This is a genomic window from Pseudomonas sp. 51_B (genome assembly GCF_017491595.1).
Taxonomy (GTDB): Bacteria; Pseudomonadota; Gammaproteobacteria; order Pseudomonadales; family Pseudomonadaceae; genus Aquipseudomonas; species Aquipseudomonas promysalinigenes.
The window spans coordinates 1-21,019 of record NZ_JAFGYW010000023.1 but is presented as its reverse complement, the minus strand read 5'-3'; the positions used below and the strand labels follow the sequence as shown (position 1 = coordinate 21,019).

The window sequence follows — 21,019 nt, the reverse complement described above, 5'->3', positions numbered from 1 at the left end:
GCGAACCAGGCACCACCGAAGGACCTGCTTAAATGACCTACACCCTCCAAGACCTGCTGCACCTCATGGCCCGCCTGCGCGATCCGCAGTATGGCTGCCCTTGGGACCTCAAGCAGAACTATGCGAGCATCGTCCCCTACACCCTCGAGGAGGCGTACGAAGTCGCCGACACCATCGAGCGTGGCGATTTCGAGCATCTGCAGGGTGAGCTGGGCGACCTGTTGTTTCAGGTGGTCTACTACAGCCAACTGGCACGAGAAGAAGGGCGCTTCGAGTTCGACGGTGTGGTCGACAGCATCACCCGCAAGCTGATCCGTCGTCATCCTCACGTATTCCCCACAGGCGAGCTGTATGCGCCGCTGGATACCCCCAGCCTGAACGAAGCTCAGGTCAAGTCGCGCTGGGAGCAGATCAAGGCCGAAGAACGCGCCGAAAAGAGCACACCCGAACAACTGTCTTTGCTCGACGATGTACCAGCGGCATTGCCTGCCCTGTCACGCGCCGCCAAGCTGCAGAAGCGTGCGGCCACCGTAGGCTTCGACTGGCCAGCGGCGTTGCCGGTGCTGGACAAGGTACGTGAGGAGCTGGACGAGGTATTGCAGGCCATGGCCGACAATGACGCCGACGCGCTTGAGGATGAAGTCGGCGACTTGTTGTTCGCCGCCGTGAACCTGGCTCGCCACCTCAAGCAAGACCCTGAAAATGCCCTGCGCCGTGCCAACCGCAAGTTCGAGCGGCGTTTCCGCTTCATCGAACAGGCATTGCGCGACAGTGGCCGCCCCATAGAAACTTGTAACCTTGACGAGCTGGACGCCCTGTGGGGCGAGGCCAAACGTCAGGAAAAGAACCTGCCCAGCTGCGGCTGAGCTGTTGCATAAGTGAGTGAACATTCATGAGCCTTTCCCTTCGCGACCAATTGCTCAAAGCCGGTCTGGTCAACCAGAAACAGGTCTCGCAGACCAACAAAGCCCAGAAGAAACAGAAGCGCCTGGAGCACAAGGGCCAGGTCGAAGTCGATGACAGCCAGCAGCGCATGGCCAAGGAGGCGATGGCCGAAAAAGCCAAGCGCGACCAGGAGCTCAACCGCCAGCAGCAGGAAAAGGCCGAGCAGAAGGCCCGTGCGGCGCAGATCAAACAGTTGATCGAAGCTACGCGCCTGCCCAAGTTGACCACCGAGGACTACTACAACTTCGTCGACGACAAGAAGGTCAAGCGCATTGCAGTCAATGCCCTGATGCGCACCAAGCTGAGCAATGGCGCGTTGGCCATCGTGTCGCACGGCGGTAGCTATGAGGTAATACCCCGTGAGGCGGCAGTGAAGATTCAGGAGCGTGACCCTAACCGCATCCTGCTGCTCAATACCCACGTGGAGGAAGCCGACGAGGATGATCCGTATGCGGCCTACAAGATCCCTGATGACCTGATGTGGTGACCGCGAAAACCCGCTCTGGCCAAGGCCAGTCGGTTTGATTGTCCTGCTCATCCATTTGGGCTGCATTGCAGCCCTTCGCGGCCAAACCCGCTCTTGCAGGTAATGCGTCGGCTAACTTTCGAGCGCATCAACTGTAAGAGCGGGTTCAGCTGCGCCGGGCTGCGAAACAGCCCCAATCGGCTTCACTGACCGGCATCACCGCTTAAGCGGGTTTGCTATCGAGAAGCGGTTTATTGCGTCGTGCGCTGTTTTTCCAGGTCTTCGAGTTCGGCACGGTACTGGTGGGCTTGCTGTTCGTCGTGGAACATGCCGACCAATTGGCCCTGCTGGTGCACATCCCAGATCCGCACACCAGCGGCCAGGCCTTCGTGGGACATTTTCGATTCGTCACGTTCGGTTACTTGGACTGTCATCGGTAAACTCCACTGCTTTAGTTGGCTGCGACGCTGTGTCGCACACCCCCTTTATAGAGTTTGTTAGCAGGCTAAGTAAATAAACTGGCCATGAAACAATTTTCATGAACGCCAGCCAAAAAGAAGCCCCGCACAAGGCGGGGCTCCGGTTATTGCGGGCTACAGCGAATCAGTTGCCTTTAACCGACTTGCCGTCGACCGTACCTTCTTGCAGTACGATCACGTACTCCTTGCCGTCGGTTTCGACCTGGCGCAACTGCACCAGCAAGTAGTCCCAGTCTTTGGCGAACCACAGTTCGGTAATGCGTTTGTTCTGGCTCGGAGCCCGAACGCGCTCGACCTTAACCGCCTCGACCTGGCCGGTTTTAGTGGTGATTTTCTCAGTACCCAGCACGCGGAAGTCGTAGGTATCGATTTCGTCACCATCGACCACCTGGTACGTCATGCTCTTCTTGCCAGCGGCCACGTCGTGTTGCAGGGCCAACTGGTAGGACGACTTGTCCAGCACGCCGCGGTTGAGCGGCAGGCTGATCGGGTCCTTGCGGTCGGTGCCGGTGATCTTCTTGCTGTTCCAGTCGAAGGTCAGGTCGACGGTCTTGGCTTTGCCCAGGCCGCCCCGCTCGAAGTGGTATTTCTGCGGCAGCATGGTGTCGTTGTCCATGCGCAGAGTGCTTTGCTCGGTCAGGCTGGCAATCATCATGGAGGCCTTGAAATCAAGGTCCCAGCTGCCGTCCTTGTTCTTGACCAGGCTGCGCTCGGCGGTGCCACTCATGGGCAGTTGCTTCCAGTCGGCGGTGTAGCTTGCCGAGAACGGCTTCAGCTCGGCTGCCTGCAGAGGCAGGGCGAGTACGGTGAGGGCCAATAGCAGGGCGCGACGCATAAGTTCTCCTAGGGTCGGATCAAGTGACCACTGGCCGGCAGTGGCTGGTCGTCCAGTAATGCACCCTGTTCGCCCAGGTGCAAGCGACCTTGGGCAAACCAGTGCACCGCCAGCGGGTAGATCTGGTGTTCCTGATGGTGAACCCGTTGGGCCAGGCTTTGCACCGTGTCATCAGGCAGTACCGGTACCACAGCCTGTACGACCAGTGGCCCGCCATCGAGTTCCTCGGTGACGAAGTGTACGCTGCAGCCATGCTCCGCGTCGCCTGCTTCCAGTGCCCGGCGGTGGGTGTGCAGCCCCTTGTAACGGGGTAGCAGCGACGGGTGGATGTTGAGCAGGCGGCCCTGGTAGTGGCGCACGAAGTCGCCACTGAGGATGCGCATGAAACCGGCCAGTACGACCAGGTCGGGGGCAAAGCCGTCGATGCGCGCCATCAAGGCGGCATCGAAGGCTTCACGGCCATCGAACTGGGTGTGATCGAGCACCACGGTGGCGATCCCCGCTGCCTGGGCCCGTTGCAGGCCGTAGGCGTCGGCACGGTTGGAAACCACCGCGCCGATGCGAACCGGGCTGTCCTGCACGTGGCAGCTGTCGATCAAGGCTTGCAGGTTGCTGCCGGAACCCGACAGCAGTACCACAACATTGCAGGGCTTGCTCGGCATCAGTGTGCCTTGAGGTTCTGCAGTTCGACCTGGGCGGCGCCTTCGGCGGCTTCGGCGATGTGGCCGATGACCCAAGGTTGCTCACCGGCGGCGCGCAGTTCGTTCAGGGCAGCGTCTACCTGATCCTGAGCGACGCAGATGACCATGCCGACACCGCAGTTCAGTACACGGTGCATTTCGTGCTCATCGACATTGCCTTGCTGCTGCAGGAAGTCGAACACCGCCGGGCGCTGCCAGCTGGCTACGTCGATCACGGCCTGGGCGTTGTCTGGCAGCACCCGTGGGATGTTGTCCAGCAGGCCGCCACCGGTGATGTGGGCCATGGCCTTGACCGCGCCAGTGTTCTTGATCAGTTGCAGCAGTGGCTTGACATAGATGCGGGTCGGCGCCATCAGCAGGTCGGTCAGCGGCTTGCCGTCAAGCTGAGTGTTTTCGATGTCGGTTGCCGACACTTCGAGGATCTTGCGGATCAGCGAGTAGCCGTTGGAGTGCGGGCCGGAAGATGGCAGGGCGATCAGCGCGTCACCGGTGGCCACTTTGGAGCCATCGATGATTTCGGCCTTTTCCACCACGCCCACGCAGAAGCCGGCCAGGTCGTAGTCTTCGCCTTCATACATACCCGGCATTTCGGCGGTTTCGCCACCAACCAGGGAGCAGCCAGCCAATTCGCAGCCGGCGCCAATGCCGGTGACCACGGTGGCGGCCACGTCGACGTTCAGTTTGCCGGTGGCATAGTAATCGAGGAAGAACAGCGGTTCTGCGCCGCAGACCACCAGGTCGTTGACGCACATGGCGACCAGGTCCTGGCCGATGCTGTCGTGCTTGTTCAGGTTCAGTGCTAGGCGCAGTTTGGTGCCGACGCCGTCGGTGCCAGAGACCAGCACCGGCTGCTTGTAGCCGGCCGGGATCTCGCAGAGGGCGCCGAAGCCGCCCAGGCCACCCATGACTTCAGGGCGTGCGGTGCGTTTTGCCACGCCCTTGATGCGTTCGACCAGTGCTTCGCCGGCGTCGATGTCTACACCGGCGTCCTTGTAGCTCAGGGAGGGTTGCTTGCTCATTGATCCAGGCCTTTAAGAGGGAGGGATTCGTAAAAACGACCATGACGGCCAAGGCCGGCTCGAAAGCGGCGGCTGCCTGAAACGTCAGTGGTCTGTGAAGGCGCGCGATTTTATCAGGGTTGCCGGGCAGCGGCCATCCTCAGGCCGACGGGCAGGGCGGTTAATTGCTGAAAAAGGTAAGTGGGTGGTTGATAACCATGCTTGTGTATAAGCTGCAAATCACAAGCTCGATGCTCAACCGGACAGGAATCCTCATGCGACTTTTCATTTATTTGGCAGCAGGGTGCATGGCGCTGGCCAGCATGGGTGCGCAGGCCGAATCCGTCTCTGGCCTCTATCAGGTGCGCGAACCGATTGAAGGGCAGGGCGCCGAGGCGCGTACCGCAGCCACTGCCAAAGCCTTCGAAACCTTGGTGTTGCGCCTGACCGGCGACTCCAAGGCGGCGCAGAACCCTGGCTTGGCCGAGCTGCGCAAGAACCCGCAACCGCTAATCAACCAAGTCGGTACCGATGCCGGGCCGCCCGAATCGGTGGAAGTCGAGTTCGACCCCGGCAGCACCGAACGTGCCTTGCGCAAAGCTGGCCTGGCGCTTTGGGGCAGTAACCGGCCCTCCATCCTCGGCTGGTGGCTTACCGATAGTGTCGATGGCAGCAACCTGATCGGCGACGGCCAGGCCAGTGCCCAGCCATTGCGCCGCGCCGCCCAGCACCGTGGCTTGCCTCTGCGCCTGCCACTGGCCGACCTGCAGGAGCAACTGCTGGCCAATGCCAAGCAGCTCGAAAGCAATGACCCTGCACCGCTGCGCGATGCGGCGCAGCGCTATGGCGCCGATGCCCTGTTGGCGGTGCACGCCCAGGAGGCCGACGGCAAATGGCAAGGTAAATGGCAACTGTGGCTGGGTGACCAGCATGAGCAGGGCACTGCTGAAGCCGGTGACCAGGCTGCACTTGCCGATGCTGTGATGCTTGCGGTGGGTAACCGGCTTGCGCCACGTTACGTCATCAAGGCCGGTGCCAGCAGCCAGCTGCAATTGCAGGTGCAAGGCATGAACCTGCAACGCTATGCCGAGCTTTCCCGTGTACTTGAGCCCTATGGCCCGCGCCTGCAGTTGGCCGATGGCGGCACGTTGACCTATGCGGTGAGCGGTAATCGTGAGCAGCTACGGGCGCAGCTGGGCCTGGCCAAGTTGCAGGAAGTGCCGGCCGAGCAGGCCCCGCCTGCTGCAGCGCCCACGCCAAGCCCAGGTGCTGCACCAGGCCAGCCGGTCACCCCTGCGCCTGTCTCGGCCAAGCCGTTCGATGGCCTGCGGTTTCGCTGGTAAGGGGCCTATTGATGACTGACATGCGTCGTTGGATCGGGTGGGGTGCAGTACTGCTGATCGTGGTGCTGCTTTATAGCTTGCATAACATTCTTACGCCATTCCTGGTGGGCATTTTGCTGGCCTACCTGGCCGACCCGCTGGTCGATCGTCTGGAGCGTATCGGCCTGTCACGTACCTGGGGTGTGGTGGTGGTGTTTGGCCTGTTCACCCTGATATTGATGGCCCTGCTGCTGATACTGGTACCGATGCTGGCCAAGCAGTTGCTGCGCCTTTACGAACTGGCGCCACAGATGCTCGATTGGCTGGAGCACGTGGCGCTCCCTTGGCTGCAAGGCCATCTGGGGCTGGCCGACGGCTTCTGGAAGTTCGACAAGATCAAAGCCGCCATCGGCGCCCACATGGACAAGACCACCGACATCGTCGGCATGGTGCTGTCCCATGCCACTGCCTCGAGCCTGGCGCTGATCGCCTGGCTGGCCAACATGGTGCTGATCCCTGTCGTGGGCTTTTATCTGTTGCGTGACTGGGATTTGATGATGGCCAAACTGCGCAGCCTGCTGCCGCGTCAACGTGAACCTCAGGTGGTGGCGCTGGCAAGCGAATGCCACGAAGTGCTGGGGGCGTTCGTACGCGGGCAACTGTTGGTGATGCTCGCACTAGGCGTGATCTACTCCGCGGGCCTGATGCTGGTCGGGCTCGAGCTTGGCCTGCTGATCGGCATGCTCGCGGGCCTGGCGGCCATCGTGCCTTACATGGGTTTCATCATCGGCATTGGGGCTGCTTTGATCGCGGGGCTATTCCAGTTCGGCGGCGACCTGTACCCGATGCTGGGGATCGTCGCAGTGTTCATGGTCGGGCAGGCGCTGGAAGGCATGGTGCTGACGCCCCTGCTGGTCGGCGACCGCATCGGCTTGCATCCGGTGGCAGTGATCTTCGCCATTCTCGCTGGCGGCGAGCTGTTCGGCTTTACGGGTGTACTGCTGGCCTTGCCAGTGGCTGCCGTGATCATGGTGCTGGTGCGTCATGTGCACGACCTGTACAAGGAATCGGACATGTACGCCGGGGATATCGACCCTGATCTGTAACCACGCCTAGCCGCCGGGTAACCCGTTGATTTTACTAAGGCTATCCGGCTGCGTGATTGTGCGCCCTGCATTGCAGGTATAGACTTTGCAGATTGTTTACCAAAGGCCCCCTGCGGTCCCTGTCGACTGCCCGCGAGCATGAAACCACCAATCCAGTTGCCCCTGGGTGTGCGCCTGCGCGATGACGCCACCTTCATCAACTATTATCCGGGCGCCAATGCCGCGGCGCTGGGCTATGTCGAGCGGCTTTGCGAGGCCGACGCTGGCTGGACAGAGAGCCTCATCTATCTGTGGGGCAAACAGGGCGTTGGGCGCAGCCACTTGCTGCAGGCGGCGACCCATCGCTTCCAACAGCGTGGCGAACCTGCGGTGTACTTGCCGCTGGCGCAATTGCTCGATCGGGGTGTGGAGCTGCTGGATTACCTCGCTCAATACGAACTGGTGTGTATCGACGACCTGCACGTCATTGCCGGCAAGGCGGACTGGGAAGAGGCGATGTTTCACCTGTTCAACCGCCTGCGTGACAGCGGGCGCCGCCTGTTGCTGGCTGCCTCGGCCTCGCCCCGTGAACTGCCGATAAAGCTGCCCGACCTCAAGTCGCGCCTCACCCTGGCGCTGGTGTTCCAGATGCGCGGCATGTCCGACGAGGACAAGCTGCGTGCCCTGCAGCTGCGGGCGTCGCGCCGCGGCCTGCACCTGACCGACGAAGTCGGCCATTTCATCCTCACCCGCGGCACCCGCAGCATGAGCGCACTGTTCGACTTGCTCGAGCGCCTCGACCAGGCCTCACTGCAGGCACAACGCAAGTTGACCATCCCTTTCCTGAAGGAAACCCTCGGCTGGTAAGCCCCGTAAACACAGGGCTTTGAGGGGTAAAACGAAAAAGTCACATTTTTTTCGATAAAATTTGCAAATGGCCATGATAGAGGGCATAGTTCCCTCCCACTAAAGGATTACTGACACGGTCGTGCCCATGCTAAAGCGCTTCGCACCCCTCGTGCCTCTCGCACTCGTGACCCTGCTTTTTGGCTGTGCGGCCCAAGGCCCAGTTTCCCAGCCCCAGGATCACACCCCGGTTGCCTCGCAGTCGGTCCACAAAGTCAAAGCTTCGCCTTCGTCGGTCTTCGGTGAAGAAGAGCAGGCCACTGAAGACGATCTGGAGGCCTTCTCCAGCAGCAAGCCGTATCAGCTTCCGGTGCTGGCAGACAGCATTCTGGAGCGTGGGATGTCGCTGATCGGCACCCGCTATCGCTTTGGCGGCACCTCTGAAGCGTCGGGCTTCGACTGCAGCGGTTTCATCGGTTATCTGTTCCGCGAGGAAGCTGGCATGAACCTGCCGCGCTCCACCCGCGAGATGATTAACGTCGATGCGCCGAAGGTGGCGCGCAATAAGCTCAAGCCAGGCGACCTGCTGTTCTTCAGCACCAATGGCCGTGGCCGTGTGAGCCACGCCGGTATCTACCTGGGTGACAACCAGTTCATCCACTCCAGCAGCCGTCGTAGCGGCGGTGTGCGCATCGACAGCCTCGGTGACCGCTACTGGAGCAAGACCTTCATCGAAGCCAAGCGCGCCTTGGCCATGGCGCCGACGACCAATATCGCGCGCAACTGATATCAAAATGATGTACCCTGCCACGGCGGTGTTGCTTGATAAAAAAAGCTCGCCGCCGTGCGCATTTACAGAAAGCGTCTAATCTAAATTCTCAACTCTTTTCGGCTCCGGCCGGTCGGTCTTTGACAGGAAGTTCTGGCCATGAAGATGATGGCGCGCTTCGCATTCCTTTCCATGGTGGCTTTACTTGCCGCCTGTTCTAGCCATGCCCCGGCGCCTGCGCCTGTGGTTCAGCCCACCATCACCTACAGCCAGCCAGAGGGCTCGCCGCTGGCTGACGACGTGTTGATCCGTGCTATCGGCCTGGTGGGTACGCCTTACCGTTGGGGTGGCAATACACCGGATTCCGGGTTCGATTGCAGTGGCCTTATCGGTTACGTGTACCGCGATGCTGCTGGTATCAGCCTGCCACGTTCGACCCGCGAGATGATCGTGATGCGCGCGCCCACGGTGAGCATCAACGCCTTGCAGTCGGGCGACCTGGTGTTCTTCGCCACTGCCGGCGGTTCGCAAGTGAGTCACGCGGGCATTTATGTGGGCGAAGGGCGCTTCGTGCACGCGCCTTCCACTGGCGGTACCGTACGCTTGGATTACCTGTCCAACAGCTACTGGGCCAAAGCCTATCTGCAGGCCAAGCGTGTGATTCCCCAGGAGCACCTGGCGCAGAATCGCTGAGGGAACACCGGGTTCCTCTGCATGGCCACGCCGATTGACGGTCCCGGTGCAACCCTCTAACCTTCGCGGCGTGTTTCAGGTGCCCTGCCAGCTTCGACTGGGCAGGGTGAAACTGGGAAGCCGGTGGTCGCCAGCATGGCGCGATTCCGGCGCTGCCCCCGCAACGGTAAATGAGTGACGGCCGCGCAGTGCCACTGGGTGTGAACACCCGGGAAGGCGCGTAGCCCTGGGCCCACGGCCCGCTCATGAGCCCGGAGACCGGCCTGATACTGCCAACGGCATCACGGAGGGTGATGTGCGGTGCATCGCGGCCTCGGCCGTGGCTGCTGCGCGTTCTCCGTCTGCCCGCCTTTTACCTGCCGCCACTGCCCACGTGGCCGCAGCCTGCGGAGAACCTTCCATGAGCGAATCCACCGAACGCGACGAGCGCCACCTGGCGCGTATGCAGCGCAAGAAGGCGGTCATCGACGAGCGCATCGCCAATTCCCCCAACGAGTGCGGCTTGCTGCTGGTGCTCACCGGCAACGGCAAGGGCAAGAGCAGCTCGGCGTTCGGTATGCTTGCCCGTGCCCTGGGCCATGGCATGCAGTGCGGAGTGGTGCAGTTCATCAAAGGCCGCAACAGCACTGGTGAGGAGCTGTTCTTCCGTCGCTTCCCCGAGCAGGTGCGCTACCACGTGATGGGTGAGGGCTTCACTTGGGAAACCCAGGATCGTCAGCGTGACATCGCTGCCGCCGAGGCGGCATGGGCGGTCTCGCGCCAGTTGCTGCAAGACCCGAACGTGCAGTTCGTAGTGCTCGACGAGCTCAATATCGCGCTCAAGCACGGCTATCTCGACCTGGACCAGGTGCTTACTGACATTCAGGCCCGGCCACCGATGCAGCATGTGATCGTCACCGGTCGCGCGGCCAAGCCTGAAATGGTCGAGCTGGCCGATACCGTCACCGAGATGGGCATGCTCAAGCATGCCTTCCAGGCCGGGATCCGCGCACAGAAAGGCGTCGAATTGTGAGTGAAACCCGCAGCTGTCCAGCGGTGCTGATCGCGGCACCTGCCTCTGGCCAGGGCAAGACTACCGTGACCGCGGCCTTGGCCCGCTTGCACCGTAACCTGGGGCGCAAGGTGCGGGTATTCAAATGCGGCCCGGACTTTCTCGACCCGATGATCCTCGAGCGCGCCAGTGGCGCCCCGGTGTACCAGCTGGATCTGTGGATGATCGGTGCTCAGGAGAGCCGTCGGTTGCTGTGGCAAGCCGCACAAGAGGCAGACCTGATTTTGATCGAAGGCGTGATGGGCCTGTTCGACGGCACCCCATCGAGTGCCGATCTGGCACGACACTTTGGAGTGCCGGTGTTGGCGGTCATCGATGGCACGGCCATGGCCCAAACTTTTGGCGCCCTGGCATTGGGCCTGGCACGTTACCAGGCCGACCTGCCCTTCGCTGGCGTACTGGCCAACCGTGTCGGCAGCCTACGTCACGCGCAATTGCTCGAAGGTAGCCTGACCGAGGGCCTGCGCTGGTATGGCGGCCTGTCGCGCGAGCGTGGCATCGAGTTGCCCAGCCGGCACCTGGGGTTGGTTCAGGCCAGCGAGTTGAATGACCTCGATGCCCGCCTGGATGCGGCTGCGCAAGCTTTGGGTGCCAGCTGCGACGCCGCGTTGCCGCCGCCGGTTACGTTCGCCGCGCCGGCGCCGCAGGGGTGCACCGCAACCCTCGATGGGGTGCGGATCGGCGTGGCACGTGATGAAGCCTTTGCCTTTATCTACGGCGCCAACCTTGACCTGTTGCGTCAGCTTGGCGCTGAGCTGGTGTTCTTCTCGCCTCTGCATGACCGGGCACTGCCCGCGGTAGACAGCCTGTATCTGCCCGGCGGCTACCCAGAGTTGCATCACCACGTATTGGCGGCCAACATTTCGATGTGCCAAGCGATCCGTGCCCATCATGCCGAGGGTAAACCACTGCTGGCCGAGTGCGGGGGCATGCTGTATCTGCTCGAGGCGCTGACAGACGTAGCAGGCGAGCGTGCTGAGCTGTTGGGCTTGCTGCCGGGCGAGGCGAGCATGCAGAAGCGCCTGGCTGCCTTGGCCCTACAGGCCGTGGAACTGCCCGAGGGCACCCTGCGTGGGCATACCTATCATCACTCGCTGACCAGCACCGACCTTGAGCCGCTCGCCCGCGGCCTGAGCCCCAATGGCGGGCGCGGCAACGAAGCGGTGTATCGCTTGGGACGGTTGACGGCCTCTTACGTGCACTTCTATTTCCCGTCCAACCCTGACGCGGCGGCGGCGCTGTTGCGGCCATGAGCGATCACGCCTACAGCGCCGCCGAGCGCGCCGCGATCTACCGCGCAATCGGTGAGCGGCGCGACATGCGCCACTTCGCCGGTGGCACGGTTGCGCCCGAGCTGCTGGGTCGCCTACTGGCCGCTGCGCACCAGGCGCCGAGTGTCGGCCTGATGCAGCCTTGGCGGTTCATCCGCATCAGTCAGTGCGAGTTGCGCGGGCGCATCCAGGCGCTGGTGGAGCAGGAGAGGGTGCGCACCGCCCAAGCGCTGGGCGAACGCTCGGATGATTTCATGAAGCTCAAAGTGGAGGGCATCAGCGATTGCGCCGAGGTGCTGGTGGCGGCACTGATGGATAACCGAGAATCGCACATCTTTGGCCGCCGTACCTTGCCGGAGATGGACCTGGCGTCGCTGGCCTGCGCAATCCAGAACCTATGGCTGGCTGCCCGTGCCGAAGGGCTGGGGCTGGGTTGGGTATCACTGTTCGACCCTCAAGCCCTGGCCGCGTTGCTCGGTATGCCGCCCGGCGCCAAACCGGTGGCGGTACTGTGCCTGGGGCCGGTCACGGAGTTCTACGCACAACCGATGCTGGTGCAGGAAAACTGGGCCGAGGAACGGCCTTTGACTGAGATGCTGTTCGAGAATCGATGGGGAGAGCGTCAATGAGCGTAGCGCTGCTAACCGTGGCCGGCGTGGCGCTGGATGCACTGTTGGGCGAACCCCGACGCCGGCACCCCTTGGTGGGCTTCGGCAACCTGGCGGCAGGGCTGGAGCGCCGTCTGAACGCGGGTGGGCGCGGTTGGCGTAGCCACGGCGTGACGGCCTGGTTCCTGGCCGTGGTGCCCCTGACCTTTGTGGCGCTGATCCTGTCCTGGCTGCCGGGTGTCGGCTGGCTGATAGACGTGCTGGCGCTGTATTGCGCCCTGGGCCTGCGTAGCCTCGGTGAGCATGTGTTGCCGGTGGCCAATGCTTTACGCCTCGGTGACCTGGACGAGGCGCGGCGCCGTGTGGGTTTTCTGGTCAGCCGCGAAACCCGCGACCTGGACCAGCCTGCCGTTGCCCGCGCGGCTACCGAGTCGGTGCTGGAGAACGGCAGCGACGCGGTGTTCGCCGCGTTGTTCTGGTTCGTGGTGGCTGGCGCGCCAGGGGTGGTGCTGTACCGCCTGAGCAACACCTTGGACGCTATGTGGGGCTACCGCAATGAGCGCTTCGAGCGCTTTGGCTGGTGCGCGGCGCGTATCGATGATGTGCTGAACTACATTCCTGCCCGCCTGGTGGCGTTGACTTACGCGCTGCTTGGCAAAACGCGGTTGGCATTGGCCTGCTGGCGCAAGCAGGCGCCGCTGTGGGACAGCCCCAATGCCGGGCCGGTGATGGCTTCAGGCGCTGGCGCCCTTGGCGTAGAGCTGGGCGGCCCAGCGGTGTACCACGGCCAAGTGCACGAGCGCCCGCGCCTGGGCGAGGGGCCTGTGGCCGATGCCGATGCCATCGAGCGCGGCTGGAGCTTGGTGCAGCGAGGTGTGTGGTTGTGGGTGCTGGTGATCTGCATAGGGGCTTACGTCAATGCTTGAACATGGCGGGCGCCTGCAGCGCGCGGTGCAGCGCTACGCAATCGCGCGCGAAGAGTGGCTCGACCTTTCCAGTGGCATCGCACCTTGGCCCTATCCGATTCCACCGATACCACTGGACGCCTGGGCGCGTTTGCCCGAGACCGAAGATGGCCTCGAAGAGGCGGCGCGCGCTTATTACCACGCGGCGCAACTATTGCCAGTAGCTGGCTCCCAGGCAGCGATTCAGGCGCTACCGACATTGCGCCCAACGGGGCGTGTAGGGATATTGTCGCCATGTTATGCAGAACATCCCTACGCCTGGCGGCGCGCTGGGCATGAACTGATCGAGCTGGCTGAACACGAGGTGGAGGCTGCACTGGCTGGTCTGGACGTACTGGTGCTGGTGAACCCGAACAACCCAACGGGCCAGCGAGTGCCGCGAGAGCGGCTCTTGGCGTGGCATGGGATTCTGGCAGAGCGGGGCGGCTGGCTGGTGGTCGACGAGGCGTTCATGGACACCACGCCGCACGATAGCTTGGCCGACTGTGCCGAGCGCCCAGGCTTGATCGTGCTGCGCTCGTTCGGCAAGTTCTTTGGCCTGGCCGGTGTACGTCTGGGCTGCGTGGTGGCACCCGCTGCATTGTTGCACAGTCTGGCTGAGTCGCTCGGGCCCTGGACGGTCAATGGTCCTACCCGGGTGTTGGCCCAAGCGTGTTTTGCCGACCAACAGGCCCATCGGGCGCAGATCGAACGCTGCGCCCAGGCCAGTCAACGGCTTGCCGTAGTGCTGCTGAATCATGGCCTTGCACCCAGTGGCGGCTGCGATCTGTTTCAGTATGTGCGCAACGAGCAGGCGGCGGCTTTACATGAGTTTCTCGCTCGCCGGGGCATCCTGGTGCGCCTGTTCGAGCAGCCTGGCGCAGTGCGATTGGGTTTGCCAGCGACTGCCGCCGACGAGCAGCGCCTGGCCCAGGCCCTGGCCGATTATCAGAAGGAAACGGCATGACCACGCTTATGGTGCAAGGCACCACCTCCGATGCTGGCAAGAGCACGCTGGTTACCGCCCTTTGCCGCTGGCTGTTGCGCCAGGGCGTCGGTGTGGTGCCGTTCAAGCCTCAGAACATGGCGCTCAACAGCGCGGTGACCGCCGACGGCGGTGAGATCGGCCGCGCACAGGCGGTACAAGCCCAGGCTTGCCGGCTGGCGCCCCACACCGACATGAACCCGGTACTGCTCAAGCCCAACAGCGACACTGGGGCGCAGGTGATCATCCATGGTCGTGCGGTCACCAGCATGAACGCCGTGGCTTATCACGATTACAAGGCCATCGCCATGCAGGCCGTGTTGGCCTCCCACCAACGCCTCAGTGCGGCCTACCCAGTGGTGATGGTCGAAGGCGCAGGTTCCCCGGCCGAGATCAACCTGCGCGCCGGTGACATCGCCAATATGGGCTTTGCCGAGGCGGTCGATTGCCCGGTAATCCTGGTGGCCGACATCAATCGCGGCGGGGTCTTCGCCCATTTGGTCGGCACCCTGGAGCTGCTATCGCCCAGCGAGCAGGCGCGGGTCAAGGGCTTCGTGATCAATCGCTTTCGCGGCGATATCGCGCTGCTGCAACCGGGCCTGGATTGGCTGGAGCAGCGCACGGGCAAGCCTGTGCTGGGCGTGCTGCCTTATGTGACAGACCTGCACCTTGAGGCCGAGGATGGCATCGATAACCGCCAGGGTGCCAAGCACAGCCAGGTGCTCAAAGTGATCGTCCCGGTGCTGCCGCGTATCAGCAACCACACCGATTTCGACCCGTTGCGCCTGCACCCGCAGGTTGACCTGCAGTTCATCGGCCCAGGCCAGCCGATCCCGCCGGCCGATCTGATCATCCTGCCCGGGTCCAAGAGCGTGCGTGGCGACCTGGCACAGTTACGCGAGCGCGGCTGGGACAAGGCCATCGCCCGGCACTTGCGCTATGGCGGCAAAGTGATCGGGATCTGCGGCGGCCTGCAGATGCTTGGCCGTGAAGTGCACGACCCGCTGGGCCTTGAAGGCCCTGCGGGCTCAAGCCTTGGGCTGGGCTTGCTCGACTATGCGACCGTGCTGGAGGCTGACAAACAACTGCGCAACGTGGCCGGCACCCTGAGCCTGGACGCTTCAGCGGTGGCCGGTTATGAGATTCATGCCGGCGTTACCACAGGCCCTGCCTTGGAGCAGCCTGCCGTGCAGCTCGCCGATGGCCGCTGGGATGGCGCGATCAGTGCGGACGGCCAGGTTCTTGCCACCTATCTACACGGCCTGTTCGAGGGTAGCGAGTCGTGCGCCGCGCTGTTGCGCTGGGCTGGCTTGGAGCAGGTCCAGAGCATCGATTACCAGGCCCTGCGCGAGCGTGATATCGAGCGCCTGGCCGACCTTGTGCACACACATCTCGATACCGCGCGGCTGCGCGAGCTTTGTGGAATGGCCTGACATGCGCAACTTGATCCTTGGCGGTGCCCGTTCGGGCAAGAGCCGGCTGGCCGAGCAATTGGCCATCGACAGCGGCCTGGCAGTCACCTATATCGCCACCAGCGAACCGCTCGATGGTGAAATGAACGACCGTGTGCGCTTGCATCGTCAGCGTCGGCCAGCCCACTGGGAACTGATCGAAGAACCCCTGGCGCTGGCGGCAGTGTTGCGTGCAGAGGCGTTACAGGGCCGCTGCTTGCTGGTGGACTGCCTGACGTTGTGGCTGACCAACTTGCTGATGCTAGACGATCCGAAACGGCTGGCGGCAGAGCGCGATGCGCTGCTCGACTGCCTGGAGCAACTGCCCGGCACGATCATTCTGGTCAGCAATGAAACCGGCCTGGGCGTGGTGCCCATGGGCGAACTCACCCGTCGTTACGTCGACCTGGCCGGTTGGCTGCACCAAAGCATTGCCGAGCGCTGCCAGCGCGTAGTGCTGACCGTGGCCGGCTTACCCCTCATGCTCAAAGGACCCGCACTATGAACCCAGCCTGGTGGCGTGACGCCTGCCACCCCCTCGACAATGCAGCCATGGAGCAGGCGCGTGCCCGTCAGCAGCAGCTGACCAAACCAACCGGCTCGCTGGGCCAACTGGAAGGCCTGGCCGTGCGGCTTGCCGGGTTGCAAGGCCAGGAGCGGCCAAGCCTGGAGCAGGTCGCCATTACCCTCTTCGCAGGCGACCACGGCGTAGTCGAAGAAGGGGTTTCGGCATATCCGCAAGCGGTCACTGGGCAAATGCTACGCAACTTCGTAGGGGGCGGCGCGGCAATCAGCGTGCTCGCGCGTCAGTTGCAGGCGAGCCTGGAAGTGGTCGACTTGGGCACCATCGACCCCGAACTGGAACTGCCTGGGGTGCGCCATTTACGCCTGGGTGCTGGCACCGCTAACTTCGCCCGCCAGCGGGCCATGACCGAGGCCCAACTGCAGTCTGCGCTGCAGGCCGGTCGTGACAGTGCCCTGCGTGCAGCGGCCACTGGCGCGCAGCTGTTCATCGGTGGCGAGATGGGCATCGGCAATACCACCGCCGCCGCTGCCGTAGCCAGCGCCTTGCTGGGCTGCCCGGCTCGGGAATTGAGCGGGCCGGGCACTGGCCTGGACAACTCAGGAGTCAGCCACAAGGCCGATGTCATTGAGCGTGCCCTGGTGCTGCACAACCTGCCGATGGATGAACCACTGCAGGCGCTGGCCTGCGTCGGCGGCTTTGAAATCGCCGCGCTGACCGGTGCCTACCTTGCCTGCGCACAGCAGGGTATAGGTGTGCTGGTAGATGGCTTCATCTGCAGTGTCGCGGCACTGCTGGCGGTACGCATCAACCCGCAGAGCCGTGACTGGTTGCTGTTCGCCCACCAAGGCGCGGAGCCTGGCCACCGAGCCGTGTTGACAGCGCTGCAGGCCGAGCCGTTGCTGGCGCTGGGGCTGCGTCTGGGCGAGGGCAGCGGTGCTGCCCTGGCCGTGCCCTTGATGCGCCTGGCCTGTGCCCTGCACGGGCAGATGGCGACCTTCGCAGAAGCCGCCGTAGCGGATCGTCCGGCATGATATTGGACCTGCTGCGTCATGGCGAAACCGAGCTGGGTGGTGGCCTGCGTGGCAGCCTGGACGATGCCCTGACAGACAAGGGCTGGCGCCAGATGCGCGAGGCCGTTGCAGGCGCAGGCCCTTGGGATGCGGTGGTCAGCTCGCCGCTGCAGCGTTGTGCACGTTTTGCCCAGCAGCTTGGCATGCCGGTTCAACTGGAAGCAGGGCTGCAGGAATTGCATTTTGGCGAGTGGGAAGGGCACACGGCCTTGCAGATCATGCAAACCCAGGCTGATGAACTGGGGCGCTTCTGGGCCGATCCCTACAGTTACACGCCACCAGCTGGGGAGCCTGTGGCAGCTTTTGCCGAACGTGTGCTAATGGCGATCGCCCGCCTGCGCCAGCGGTACGCAGGCAAACGCGTATTGCTGGTTACCCATGGCGGCGTCATGCGCCTGCTGATGGCGCGTGCCCGTGGGTTGCCTAAAGAGCAGTTGTTGCAAGTAGAAGTGGGCCACGGGGCCTTGCTGCACCTGAGGGTGAGTGAAGACGGCACGCTGCAGGAGGTGCTTTGACATGCTGGCGTTCTGGATTGCCTTGCAGTTTCTGAGCAGCTTGCCGGTGCGTTTGCCGGGGATGCCAGCGCCCCGCGAAATGGGCCGCTCAATATTGTGCTACCCCTTGGTCGGGCTGTTGTTCGGGGTGTTGCTGTGGTTGGCCAGCTACCTGCTGCAAAGCGTCGCCGCGCCCTTGCAGGCAGCGCTGCTGTTGACCTTGTGGGTCTTGCTCAGTGGGGCGCTGCACTTGGACGGTCTGGCCGACAGTGCCGATGCCTGGCTAGGTGGGTTCGGTGACCGTGAGCGTACGCTACAGATCATGAAAGACCCGCGCAGTGGGCCGATTGCCGTGGTCACTCTGGTGTTGGTCCTGCTGCTGAAGTTCTGTGCGCTGTGGGTGCTGGTCGAGCGAGGCGCAGGCGCTTCGCTGGTGCTTGCGCCTGTCGTTGGGCGCAGCGCAATGCTTGGGCTGTTTCTTGTGACACCTTATGTGCGCAAGGGCGGCCTGGGGCAGGCGTTGGCAGAGCATTTGCCGCGCCGTGAAGCGGTTTGGATGTTGCTGGGCAGTTTGCTGCTGTGCTCGCTGATCGGCGGTTGGCAAGCACTGTGGCCTTTGCTGGGTGCGGTTGCTGGGTTCTGCTGGTTGCGACATCTGATGTGCCGGCGGTTGGGTGGGACCACGGGTGACACAGCGGGCGCGATGCTGGAGTTGCTGGAACTGACGGTTGTACTCGGGTTGGCGCTGGTGAAGTGACTTGGCCCATCCTTTGAAACTTCTTGCAACATCGACTCATGCGGGTATATACACGTATTCATGTTGACCAGTGATTGCATCTGCACGCATCTGCGCCGTGCTGCCCGCGGGGTGAGCCGGCATTACGACGAGGCGCTTGCCAGCGCCGGGATCAATGTCGCCCAGTTTTCCTTGCTACGTCACCTGCAAAGGCTCGATCGCCCGAGCATCACGGTATTGGCCGAGGCCATGGGCCTTGAGCGCAGTACCTTGGGCCGTAACCTGAAGGTGCTGCAGGCAGAGGAGTTGGTTGCGTTGGTCGAGGGTGACGACCAGCGCAACCGTGTTGTGCTGCTGACAGCCACTGGCGCGGCACGCTTGCAAGCCGCTCTTCCGGCGTGGGAGCAGGCGCAGTCGTCGCTGCTGGACCAGCTGGGCGAGGGCCAGCGTGAGACACTCGTGCGCTTGCTTGAGCGCCTGGCGTGAATCAAGACCAAAAATAGCGGGCTCACACCCGTACACCTTGCGATGGACTGGAGATAACGACAATGGCTTCGGTGTGGCGAACCAGCGGCTGGGTACTGGTGGGGGCGGCGTTGATCCTGGCGTTGTCTTTAGGCGTGCGTCACGGCTTTGGCCTGTTCCTGGCGCCGATGAGCGCCGATTTTGGCTGGGGCCGTGGCGTGTTCGCTTTTGCCATTGCCCTGCAGAACCTGATCTGGGGGCTGGCACAGCCGTTTGCTGGCGCGCTGGCTGACCGCCTCGGGGCGGCGCGCGTGGTGATCATCGGTGGCATCCTCTACGCCGCTGGCCTGCTTTTGATGAGTACCGCCGATTCGGCCTGGTCGCTGTCCCTGAGCGCCGGCCTGTTGATCGGTATGGGGCTGTCGGGTACTTCTTTTTCGGTGATTCTCGGCGTGGTGGGCCGCGCTGTGCCCGCGGAAAAGCGCAGTATGGCAATGGGTATTGCCAGCGCTGCCGGCTCCTTCGGGCAGTTCGCCATGCTCCCAGGCACCCTCGGCCTGATCGAATGGCTGGGGTGGTCGTCGGCGCTTTTGGTGCTGGGTTTGCTGGTGGCACTGATCGTGCCTTTTGTCGGGCTGCTGCGTGATCGGCCGCTGGCAAGCCACGGTGTGGAGCAGACACTGGGCCAAGCCTTGCGTGAGGCTTGCTCGCATTCCGGGTTCTGGCTGCTTGCCCTGGGGTTCTTTGTGTGTGGTTTTCAGGTGGTGTTCATTGGCGTGCACCTGCCGGCGTACCTAGTCGATCAACACCTACCGGCGACCACTGGCACCACCGTGCTTGCATTGGTCGGGCTGTTCAATATTGTCGGGACCTACACTGCCGGCTGGCTGGGCGGTCGTATGTCCAAACCTCGTTTGCTCACCGCGCTCTATCTGCTGCGCGCCGTGGTAATTGCATTGTTTCTGTGGGCGCCGATCACTCAGGTCAGTGCCTACCTGTTCGGTATTGCCATGGGCCTGCTCTGGCTGTCCACCGTGCCGTTGACCAACGGTACCGTAGCCACGGTATTTGGCGTGCGTAACCTATCGATGCTCGGTGGCATCGTTTTCCTGTTCCATCAGTTGGGGGCATTTCTGGGTGGCTGGCTGGGCGGCGTGGTGTACGACCAGGCTGGCAACTATGACTTGGTCTGGCAAATTTCCATTCTGCTCAGCCTGCTGGCGGCGGGGTTGAACTGGCCGGTGCGCGAGCGCCCCGTTGCCCGTTTGCAGGCACAAGCCGCATGAGCCGCTTGCTGGCTCGTGGGCTGCTGCTGGCAGCCTTGGCCTTGTTGCTGGCGCTGGTGTGGTGGGGCTGGCAGCGAGGTGGGCTGGCGTTGATGCAACTGGGCATGAGTGTTTGTTAGGCGCTACCCTGCAAGTGAAGAATTGGCTTGCAGGAGAAACGAACGATGCGTGCTCATTGGTTGACGATGCCTTTGCTGGTTTTGATGGGTGCTAGTGCTTCTTGGGCTGCCGAATGTCCGGCGTTGTTGCAGGGTAGCCTGCCGGAATTGCGTGGCAAGGAGCAGGTGGACCTTTGCCAGCGTTTTGCCGGCAAGCCGTTGGTGGTAGTCAATACGGCGAGTTATTGCGGTTTCGCGCCGCAATTCGAGGGGCTGGAGGCGACCTACAAGGCGTACCACGAAAAGGGCCTGGAGATGTTGGGGGTGCCATCGAATGACTTTAAGCAGGAAGATGCGGACAGTGAGAAGACGGCCAAGGTGTGTTATGCCAACTACGGTGTGACGTTCACCATGACCAAGGCCCAGGCGGTTAGGGGCAAGGATGCGATACCGCTGTTCGCTGAGCTGGCCCATCAGAGCAGTGCGCCAAAGTGGAATTTCTATAAGTACGTTATAGATCGCCAGGGTAGGGTGATTGGCAACTTCTCGAGCCTGACCAAACCTGATGATCCTGAATTCCGCGCCGCGATCGAGAAAGCGATAGCTTCGCATCCCTAACGAAGGCAGCAATTGCTGGATCCTTGCTCTTGCTCTTGCTCTTGCTCTTGCTCTTGCTCTTGCTCTTGCTCTTGCTCTTGCTCTTGCTCTTGCTCTTGCTCTTGCTCTTGCTCTTGGCTTTTGCTTCTAAGCGCACGGTAGTTCAGGCGACGCAGATTGCGACTTCAGGAGGCCGAACGCAGGGCTTGCGGAGGGAGGTGACGGGCATGGATGCCCGTCAAGCGCTGGGCCCCAGGATGGGGCCTGCAGCGCGGTCCTCCCGGGAGCAAGGCCGGAG

General features: G+C 62.7%; 25 protein-coding genes and 1 riboswitch. Of the genes, 21 read left to right on the top strand and 4 right to left on the bottom strand.

The annotated features are described in order from the left end of the window. Window positions 1-32 precede the first annotated feature (32 nt). Window positions 33-866, top strand: a complete 834-nt coding sequence (mazG, locus tag J5M56_RS19720; RefSeq protein ID WP_060480301.1) for a nucleoside triphosphate pyrophosphohydrolase — start codon at window positions 33-35, stop codon at window positions 864-866. Window positions 867-892: 26 nt separating this feature from the next. After that, entirely contained in the window at window positions 893-1,432 is a 540-nt protein-coding gene (locus J5M56_RS19715; RefSeq protein ID WP_060480300.1) for a DUF2058 domain-containing protein, read from the top strand. Between the two features lie 230 nt (window positions 1,433-1,662). On the opposite strand, the gene J5M56_RS19710 is transcribed toward J5M56_RS19715, so the two are convergent. The 4 genes from J5M56_RS19710 to purM form a co-directional block, all read right to left on the bottom strand. Beyond that, window positions 1,663-1,845, bottom strand: coding sequence for a hypothetical protein (locus J5M56_RS19710; protein WP_060480299.1), 183 nt, complete (start codon window positions 1,843-1,845; stop codon window positions 1,663-1,665). Between the two features lie 169 nt (window positions 1,846-2,014). Further along, a complete protein-coding gene (locus J5M56_RS19705) occupies window positions 2,015-2,725 on the bottom strand; it encodes a DUF3108 domain-containing protein (RefSeq protein ID WP_060479779.1) in 711 nt (236 codons plus the stop codon). 8 nt (window positions 2,726-2,733) lie between these two features. Continuing rightward, entirely contained in the window at window positions 2,734-3,387 is a 654-nt protein-coding gene (gene purN / locus J5M56_RS19700; protein ID WP_186476501.1) for a phosphoribosylglycinamide formyltransferase, read from the bottom strand. Then, the gene (gene purM, locus J5M56_RS19695) at window positions 3,387-4,445 is read right to left on the bottom strand and encodes a phosphoribosylformylglycinamidine cyclo-ligase (protein WP_060479781.1); all 1,059 of its coding nucleotides are present in this window, start codon (window positions 4,443-4,445) and stop codon (window positions 3,387-3,389) included. The genes purN and purM overlap by 1 nt, the downstream gene beginning before the upstream one ends. 254 nt (window positions 4,446-4,699) lie before the next feature. Between purM and J5M56_RS19690 the strand changes: the two genes are divergently transcribed. From J5M56_RS19690 to J5M56_RS19605, 19 genes are all read left to right on the top strand, one after another. Then, window positions 4,700-5,767 (top strand): DUF2066 domain-containing protein, encoded by a 1,068-nt coding sequence (locus J5M56_RS19690; RefSeq protein ID WP_207937591.1) that lies wholly within the window; start codon window positions 4,700-4,702, stop codon window positions 5,765-5,767. Window positions 5,768-5,778: 11 nt separating this feature from the next. Continuing rightward, the gene (locus J5M56_RS19685; protein WP_186476503.1) at window positions 5,779-6,852 is read left to right on the top strand and encodes an AI-2E family transporter; all 1,074 of its coding nucleotides are present in this window, start codon (window positions 5,779-5,781) and stop codon (window positions 6,850-6,852) included. 138 nt (window positions 6,853-6,990) lie between these two features. Then, entirely contained in the window at window positions 6,991-7,698 is a 708-nt protein-coding gene (gene hda, locus J5M56_RS19680; RefSeq protein ID WP_060479784.1) for a DnaA regulatory inactivator Hda, read from the top strand. Window positions 7,699-7,825: 127 nt separating this feature from the next. After that, on the top strand, window positions 7,826-8,464 hold the full coding sequence (locus tag J5M56_RS19675; RefSeq protein ID WP_207937590.1) for an NlpC/P60 family protein: 639 nt from the start codon (window positions 7,826-7,828) through the stop codon (window positions 8,462-8,464). 141 nt (window positions 8,465-8,605) lie between these two features. After that, window positions 8,606-9,139, top strand: coding sequence for a C40 family peptidase (locus tag J5M56_RS19670; RefSeq protein ID WP_207937589.1), 534 nt, complete (start codon window positions 8,606-8,608; stop codon window positions 9,137-9,139). 60 nt (window positions 9,140-9,199) lie between these two features. Further along, window positions 9,200-9,421, top strand: a riboswitch (cobalamin riboswitch). Between the two features lie 118 nt (window positions 9,422-9,539). Next, a complete protein-coding gene (gene cobO, locus J5M56_RS19665; protein ID WP_207937588.1) occupies window positions 9,540-10,151 on the top strand; it encodes a cob(I)yrinic acid a,c-diamide adenosyltransferase in 612 nt (203 codons plus the stop codon). Continuing rightward, window positions 10,148-11,443 (top strand): cobyrinate a,c-diamide synthase, encoded by a 1,296-nt coding sequence (locus J5M56_RS19660; protein ID WP_207937587.1) that lies wholly within the window; start codon window positions 10,148-10,150, stop codon window positions 11,441-11,443. Before cobO ends, J5M56_RS19660 begins: the two co-directional genes overlap by 4 nt. Next, window positions 11,440-12,090, top strand: coding sequence for a 5,6-dimethylbenzimidazole synthase (gene bluB / locus J5M56_RS19655; protein WP_207937586.1), 651 nt, complete (start codon window positions 11,440-11,442; stop codon window positions 12,088-12,090). The genes J5M56_RS19660 and bluB overlap by 4 nt, the downstream gene beginning before the upstream one ends. Further along, window positions 12,087-12,995, top strand: coding sequence for an adenosylcobinamide-phosphate synthase CbiB (gene cbiB / locus J5M56_RS19650; protein WP_207937585.1), 909 nt, complete (start codon window positions 12,087-12,089; stop codon window positions 12,993-12,995). Before bluB ends, cbiB begins: the two co-directional genes overlap by 4 nt. After that, the gene (cobD, locus tag J5M56_RS19645; RefSeq protein WP_207937584.1) at window positions 12,988-13,980 is read left to right on the top strand and encodes a threonine-phosphate decarboxylase CobD; all 993 of its coding nucleotides are present in this window, start codon (window positions 12,988-12,990) and stop codon (window positions 13,978-13,980) included. Before cbiB ends, cobD begins: the two co-directional genes overlap by 8 nt. After that, the gene (locus tag J5M56_RS19640; protein ID WP_186476509.1) at window positions 13,977-15,431 is read left to right on the top strand and encodes a cobyric acid synthase; all 1,455 of its coding nucleotides are present in this window, start codon (window positions 13,977-13,979) and stop codon (window positions 15,429-15,431) included. The genes cobD and J5M56_RS19640 overlap by 4 nt, the downstream gene beginning before the upstream one ends. Window position 15,432: 1 nt before the next feature. After that, the gene (cobU, locus tag J5M56_RS19635) at window positions 15,433-15,954 is read left to right on the top strand and encodes a bifunctional adenosylcobinamide kinase/adenosylcobinamide-phosphate guanylyltransferase (RefSeq protein ID WP_186476510.1); all 522 of its coding nucleotides are present in this window, start codon (window positions 15,433-15,435) and stop codon (window positions 15,952-15,954) included. Further along, window positions 15,951-17,006, top strand: coding sequence for a nicotinate-nucleotide--dimethylbenzimidazole phosphoribosyltransferase (cobT, locus tag J5M56_RS19630; protein ID WP_207937583.1), 1,056 nt, complete (start codon window positions 15,951-15,953; stop codon window positions 17,004-17,006). The genes cobU and cobT overlap by 4 nt, the downstream gene beginning before the upstream one ends. Further along, window positions 17,003-17,560 (top strand): alpha-ribazole phosphatase family protein, encoded by a 558-nt coding sequence (cobC, locus tag J5M56_RS19625; RefSeq protein WP_186476512.1) that lies wholly within the window; start codon window positions 17,003-17,005, stop codon window positions 17,558-17,560. Before cobT ends, cobC begins: the two co-directional genes overlap by 4 nt. A 1-nt stretch (window position 17,561) precedes the next feature. Then, on the top strand, window positions 17,562-18,296 hold the full coding sequence (locus J5M56_RS19620; protein ID WP_186476513.1) for an adenosylcobinamide-GDP ribazoletransferase: 735 nt from the start codon (window positions 17,562-17,564) through the stop codon (window positions 18,294-18,296). A gap of 60 nt (window positions 18,297-18,356) precedes the next feature. Next, on the top strand, window positions 18,357-18,761 hold the full coding sequence (locus tag J5M56_RS19615) for a MarR family winged helix-turn-helix transcriptional regulator (protein WP_207937582.1): 405 nt from the start codon (window positions 18,357-18,359) through the stop codon (window positions 18,759-18,761). Window positions 18,762-18,832: 71 nt separating this feature from the next. Beyond that, window positions 18,833-20,026 carry an MFS transporter gene (locus J5M56_RS19610; protein ID WP_186476891.1) on the top strand — a complete coding sequence of 398 codons (1,194 nt, stop codon included), beginning with the start codon at window positions 18,833-18,835 and terminating at the stop codon, window positions 20,024-20,026. Continuing rightward, a complete protein-coding gene (locus J5M56_RS27080; RefSeq protein WP_261744987.1) occupies window positions 20,023-20,145 on the top strand; it encodes a hypothetical protein in 123 nt (40 codons plus the stop codon). The genes J5M56_RS19610 and J5M56_RS27080 overlap by 4 nt, the downstream gene beginning before the upstream one ends. A 45-nt stretch (window positions 20,146-20,190) precedes the next feature. Then, the gene (locus J5M56_RS19605; protein WP_060479798.1) at window positions 20,191-20,742 is read left to right on the top strand and encodes a glutathione peroxidase; all 552 of its coding nucleotides are present in this window, start codon (window positions 20,191-20,193) and stop codon (window positions 20,740-20,742) included. Window positions 20,743-21,019 lie beyond the last annotated feature (277 nt).

Excerpts from the sequence above, each read along its gene's own strand:
- J5M56_RS19615 (WP_207937582.1), top strand. The coding sequence starts at position 18,357 with ATGTTGACCAGTGATTGCATCTGCACGCATCTGCGCCGTGCTGCCCGC.
- J5M56_RS19605 (WP_060479798.1), top strand. The coding sequence starts at position 20,191 with ATGCGTGCTCATTGGTTGACGATGCCTTTGCTGGTTTTGATGGGTGCT.
- J5M56_RS19690 (WP_207937591.1), top strand. The coding sequence starts at position 4,700 with ATGCGACTTTTCATTTATTTGGCAGCAGGGTGCATGGCGCTGGCCAGC.
- cobT (WP_207937583.1), top strand. The coding sequence starts at position 15,951 with ATGAACCCAGCCTGGTGGCGTGACGCCTGCCACCCCCTCGACAATGCA.
- J5M56_RS27080 (WP_261744987.1), top strand. The coding sequence starts at position 20,023 with ATGAGCCGCTTGCTGGCTCGTGGGCTGCTGCTGGCAGCCTTGGCCTTG.
- J5M56_RS19705 (WP_060479779.1), bottom strand. The coding sequence starts at position 2,725 with ATGCGTCGCGCCCTGCTATTGGCCCTCACCGTACTCGCCCTGCCTCTG.
- J5M56_RS19640 (WP_186476509.1), top strand. The coding sequence starts at position 13,977 with ATGACCACGCTTATGGTGCAAGGCACCACCTCCGATGCTGGCAAGAGC.
- cobO (WP_207937588.1), top strand. The coding sequence starts at position 9,540 with ATGAGCGAATCCACCGAACGCGACGAGCGCCACCTGGCGCGTATGCAG.
- cobC (WP_186476512.1), top strand. The coding sequence starts at position 17,003 with ATGATATTGGACCTGCTGCGTCATGGCGAAACCGAGCTGGGTGGTGGC.
- mazG (WP_060480301.1), top strand. The coding sequence starts at position 33 with ATGACCTACACCCTCCAAGACCTGCTGCACCTCATGGCCCGCCTGCGC.
- J5M56_RS19715 (WP_060480300.1), top strand. The coding sequence starts at position 893 with ATGAGCCTTTCCCTTCGCGACCAATTGCTCAAAGCCGGTCTGGTCAAC.
- cbiB (WP_207937585.1), top strand. The coding sequence starts at position 12,087 with ATGAGCGTAGCGCTGCTAACCGTGGCCGGCGTGGCGCTGGATGCACTG.
- cobD (WP_207937584.1), top strand. The coding sequence starts at position 12,988 with ATGCTTGAACATGGCGGGCGCCTGCAGCGCGCGGTGCAGCGCTACGCA.
- hda (WP_060479784.1), top strand. The coding sequence starts at position 6,991 with ATGAAACCACCAATCCAGTTGCCCCTGGGTGTGCGCCTGCGCGATGAC.
- bluB (WP_207937586.1), top strand. The coding sequence starts at position 11,440 with ATGAGCGATCACGCCTACAGCGCCGCCGAGCGCGCCGCGATCTACCGC.
- purN (WP_186476501.1), bottom strand. The coding sequence starts at position 3,387 with ATGCCGAGCAAGCCCTGCAATGTTGTGGTACTGCTGTCGGGTTCCGGC.
- J5M56_RS19685 (WP_186476503.1), top strand. The coding sequence starts at position 5,779 with ATGACTGACATGCGTCGTTGGATCGGGTGGGGTGCAGTACTGCTGATC.
- J5M56_RS19675 (WP_207937590.1), top strand. The coding sequence starts at position 7,826 with ATGCTAAAGCGCTTCGCACCCCTCGTGCCTCTCGCACTCGTGACCCTG.
- cobU (WP_186476510.1), top strand. The coding sequence starts at position 15,433 with ATGCGCAACTTGATCCTTGGCGGTGCCCGTTCGGGCAAGAGCCGGCTG.
- J5M56_RS19670 (WP_207937589.1), top strand. The coding sequence starts at position 8,606 with ATGAAGATGATGGCGCGCTTCGCATTCCTTTCCATGGTGGCTTTACTT.
- J5M56_RS19710 (WP_060480299.1), bottom strand. The coding sequence starts at position 1,845 with ATGACAGTCCAAGTAACCGAACGTGACGAATCGAAAATGTCCCACGAA.
- purM (WP_060479781.1), bottom strand. The coding sequence starts at position 4,445 with ATGAGCAAGCAACCCTCCCTGAGCTACAAGGACGCCGGTGTAGACATC.
- J5M56_RS19620 (WP_186476513.1), top strand. The coding sequence starts at position 17,562 with ATGCTGGCGTTCTGGATTGCCTTGCAGTTTCTGAGCAGCTTGCCGGTG.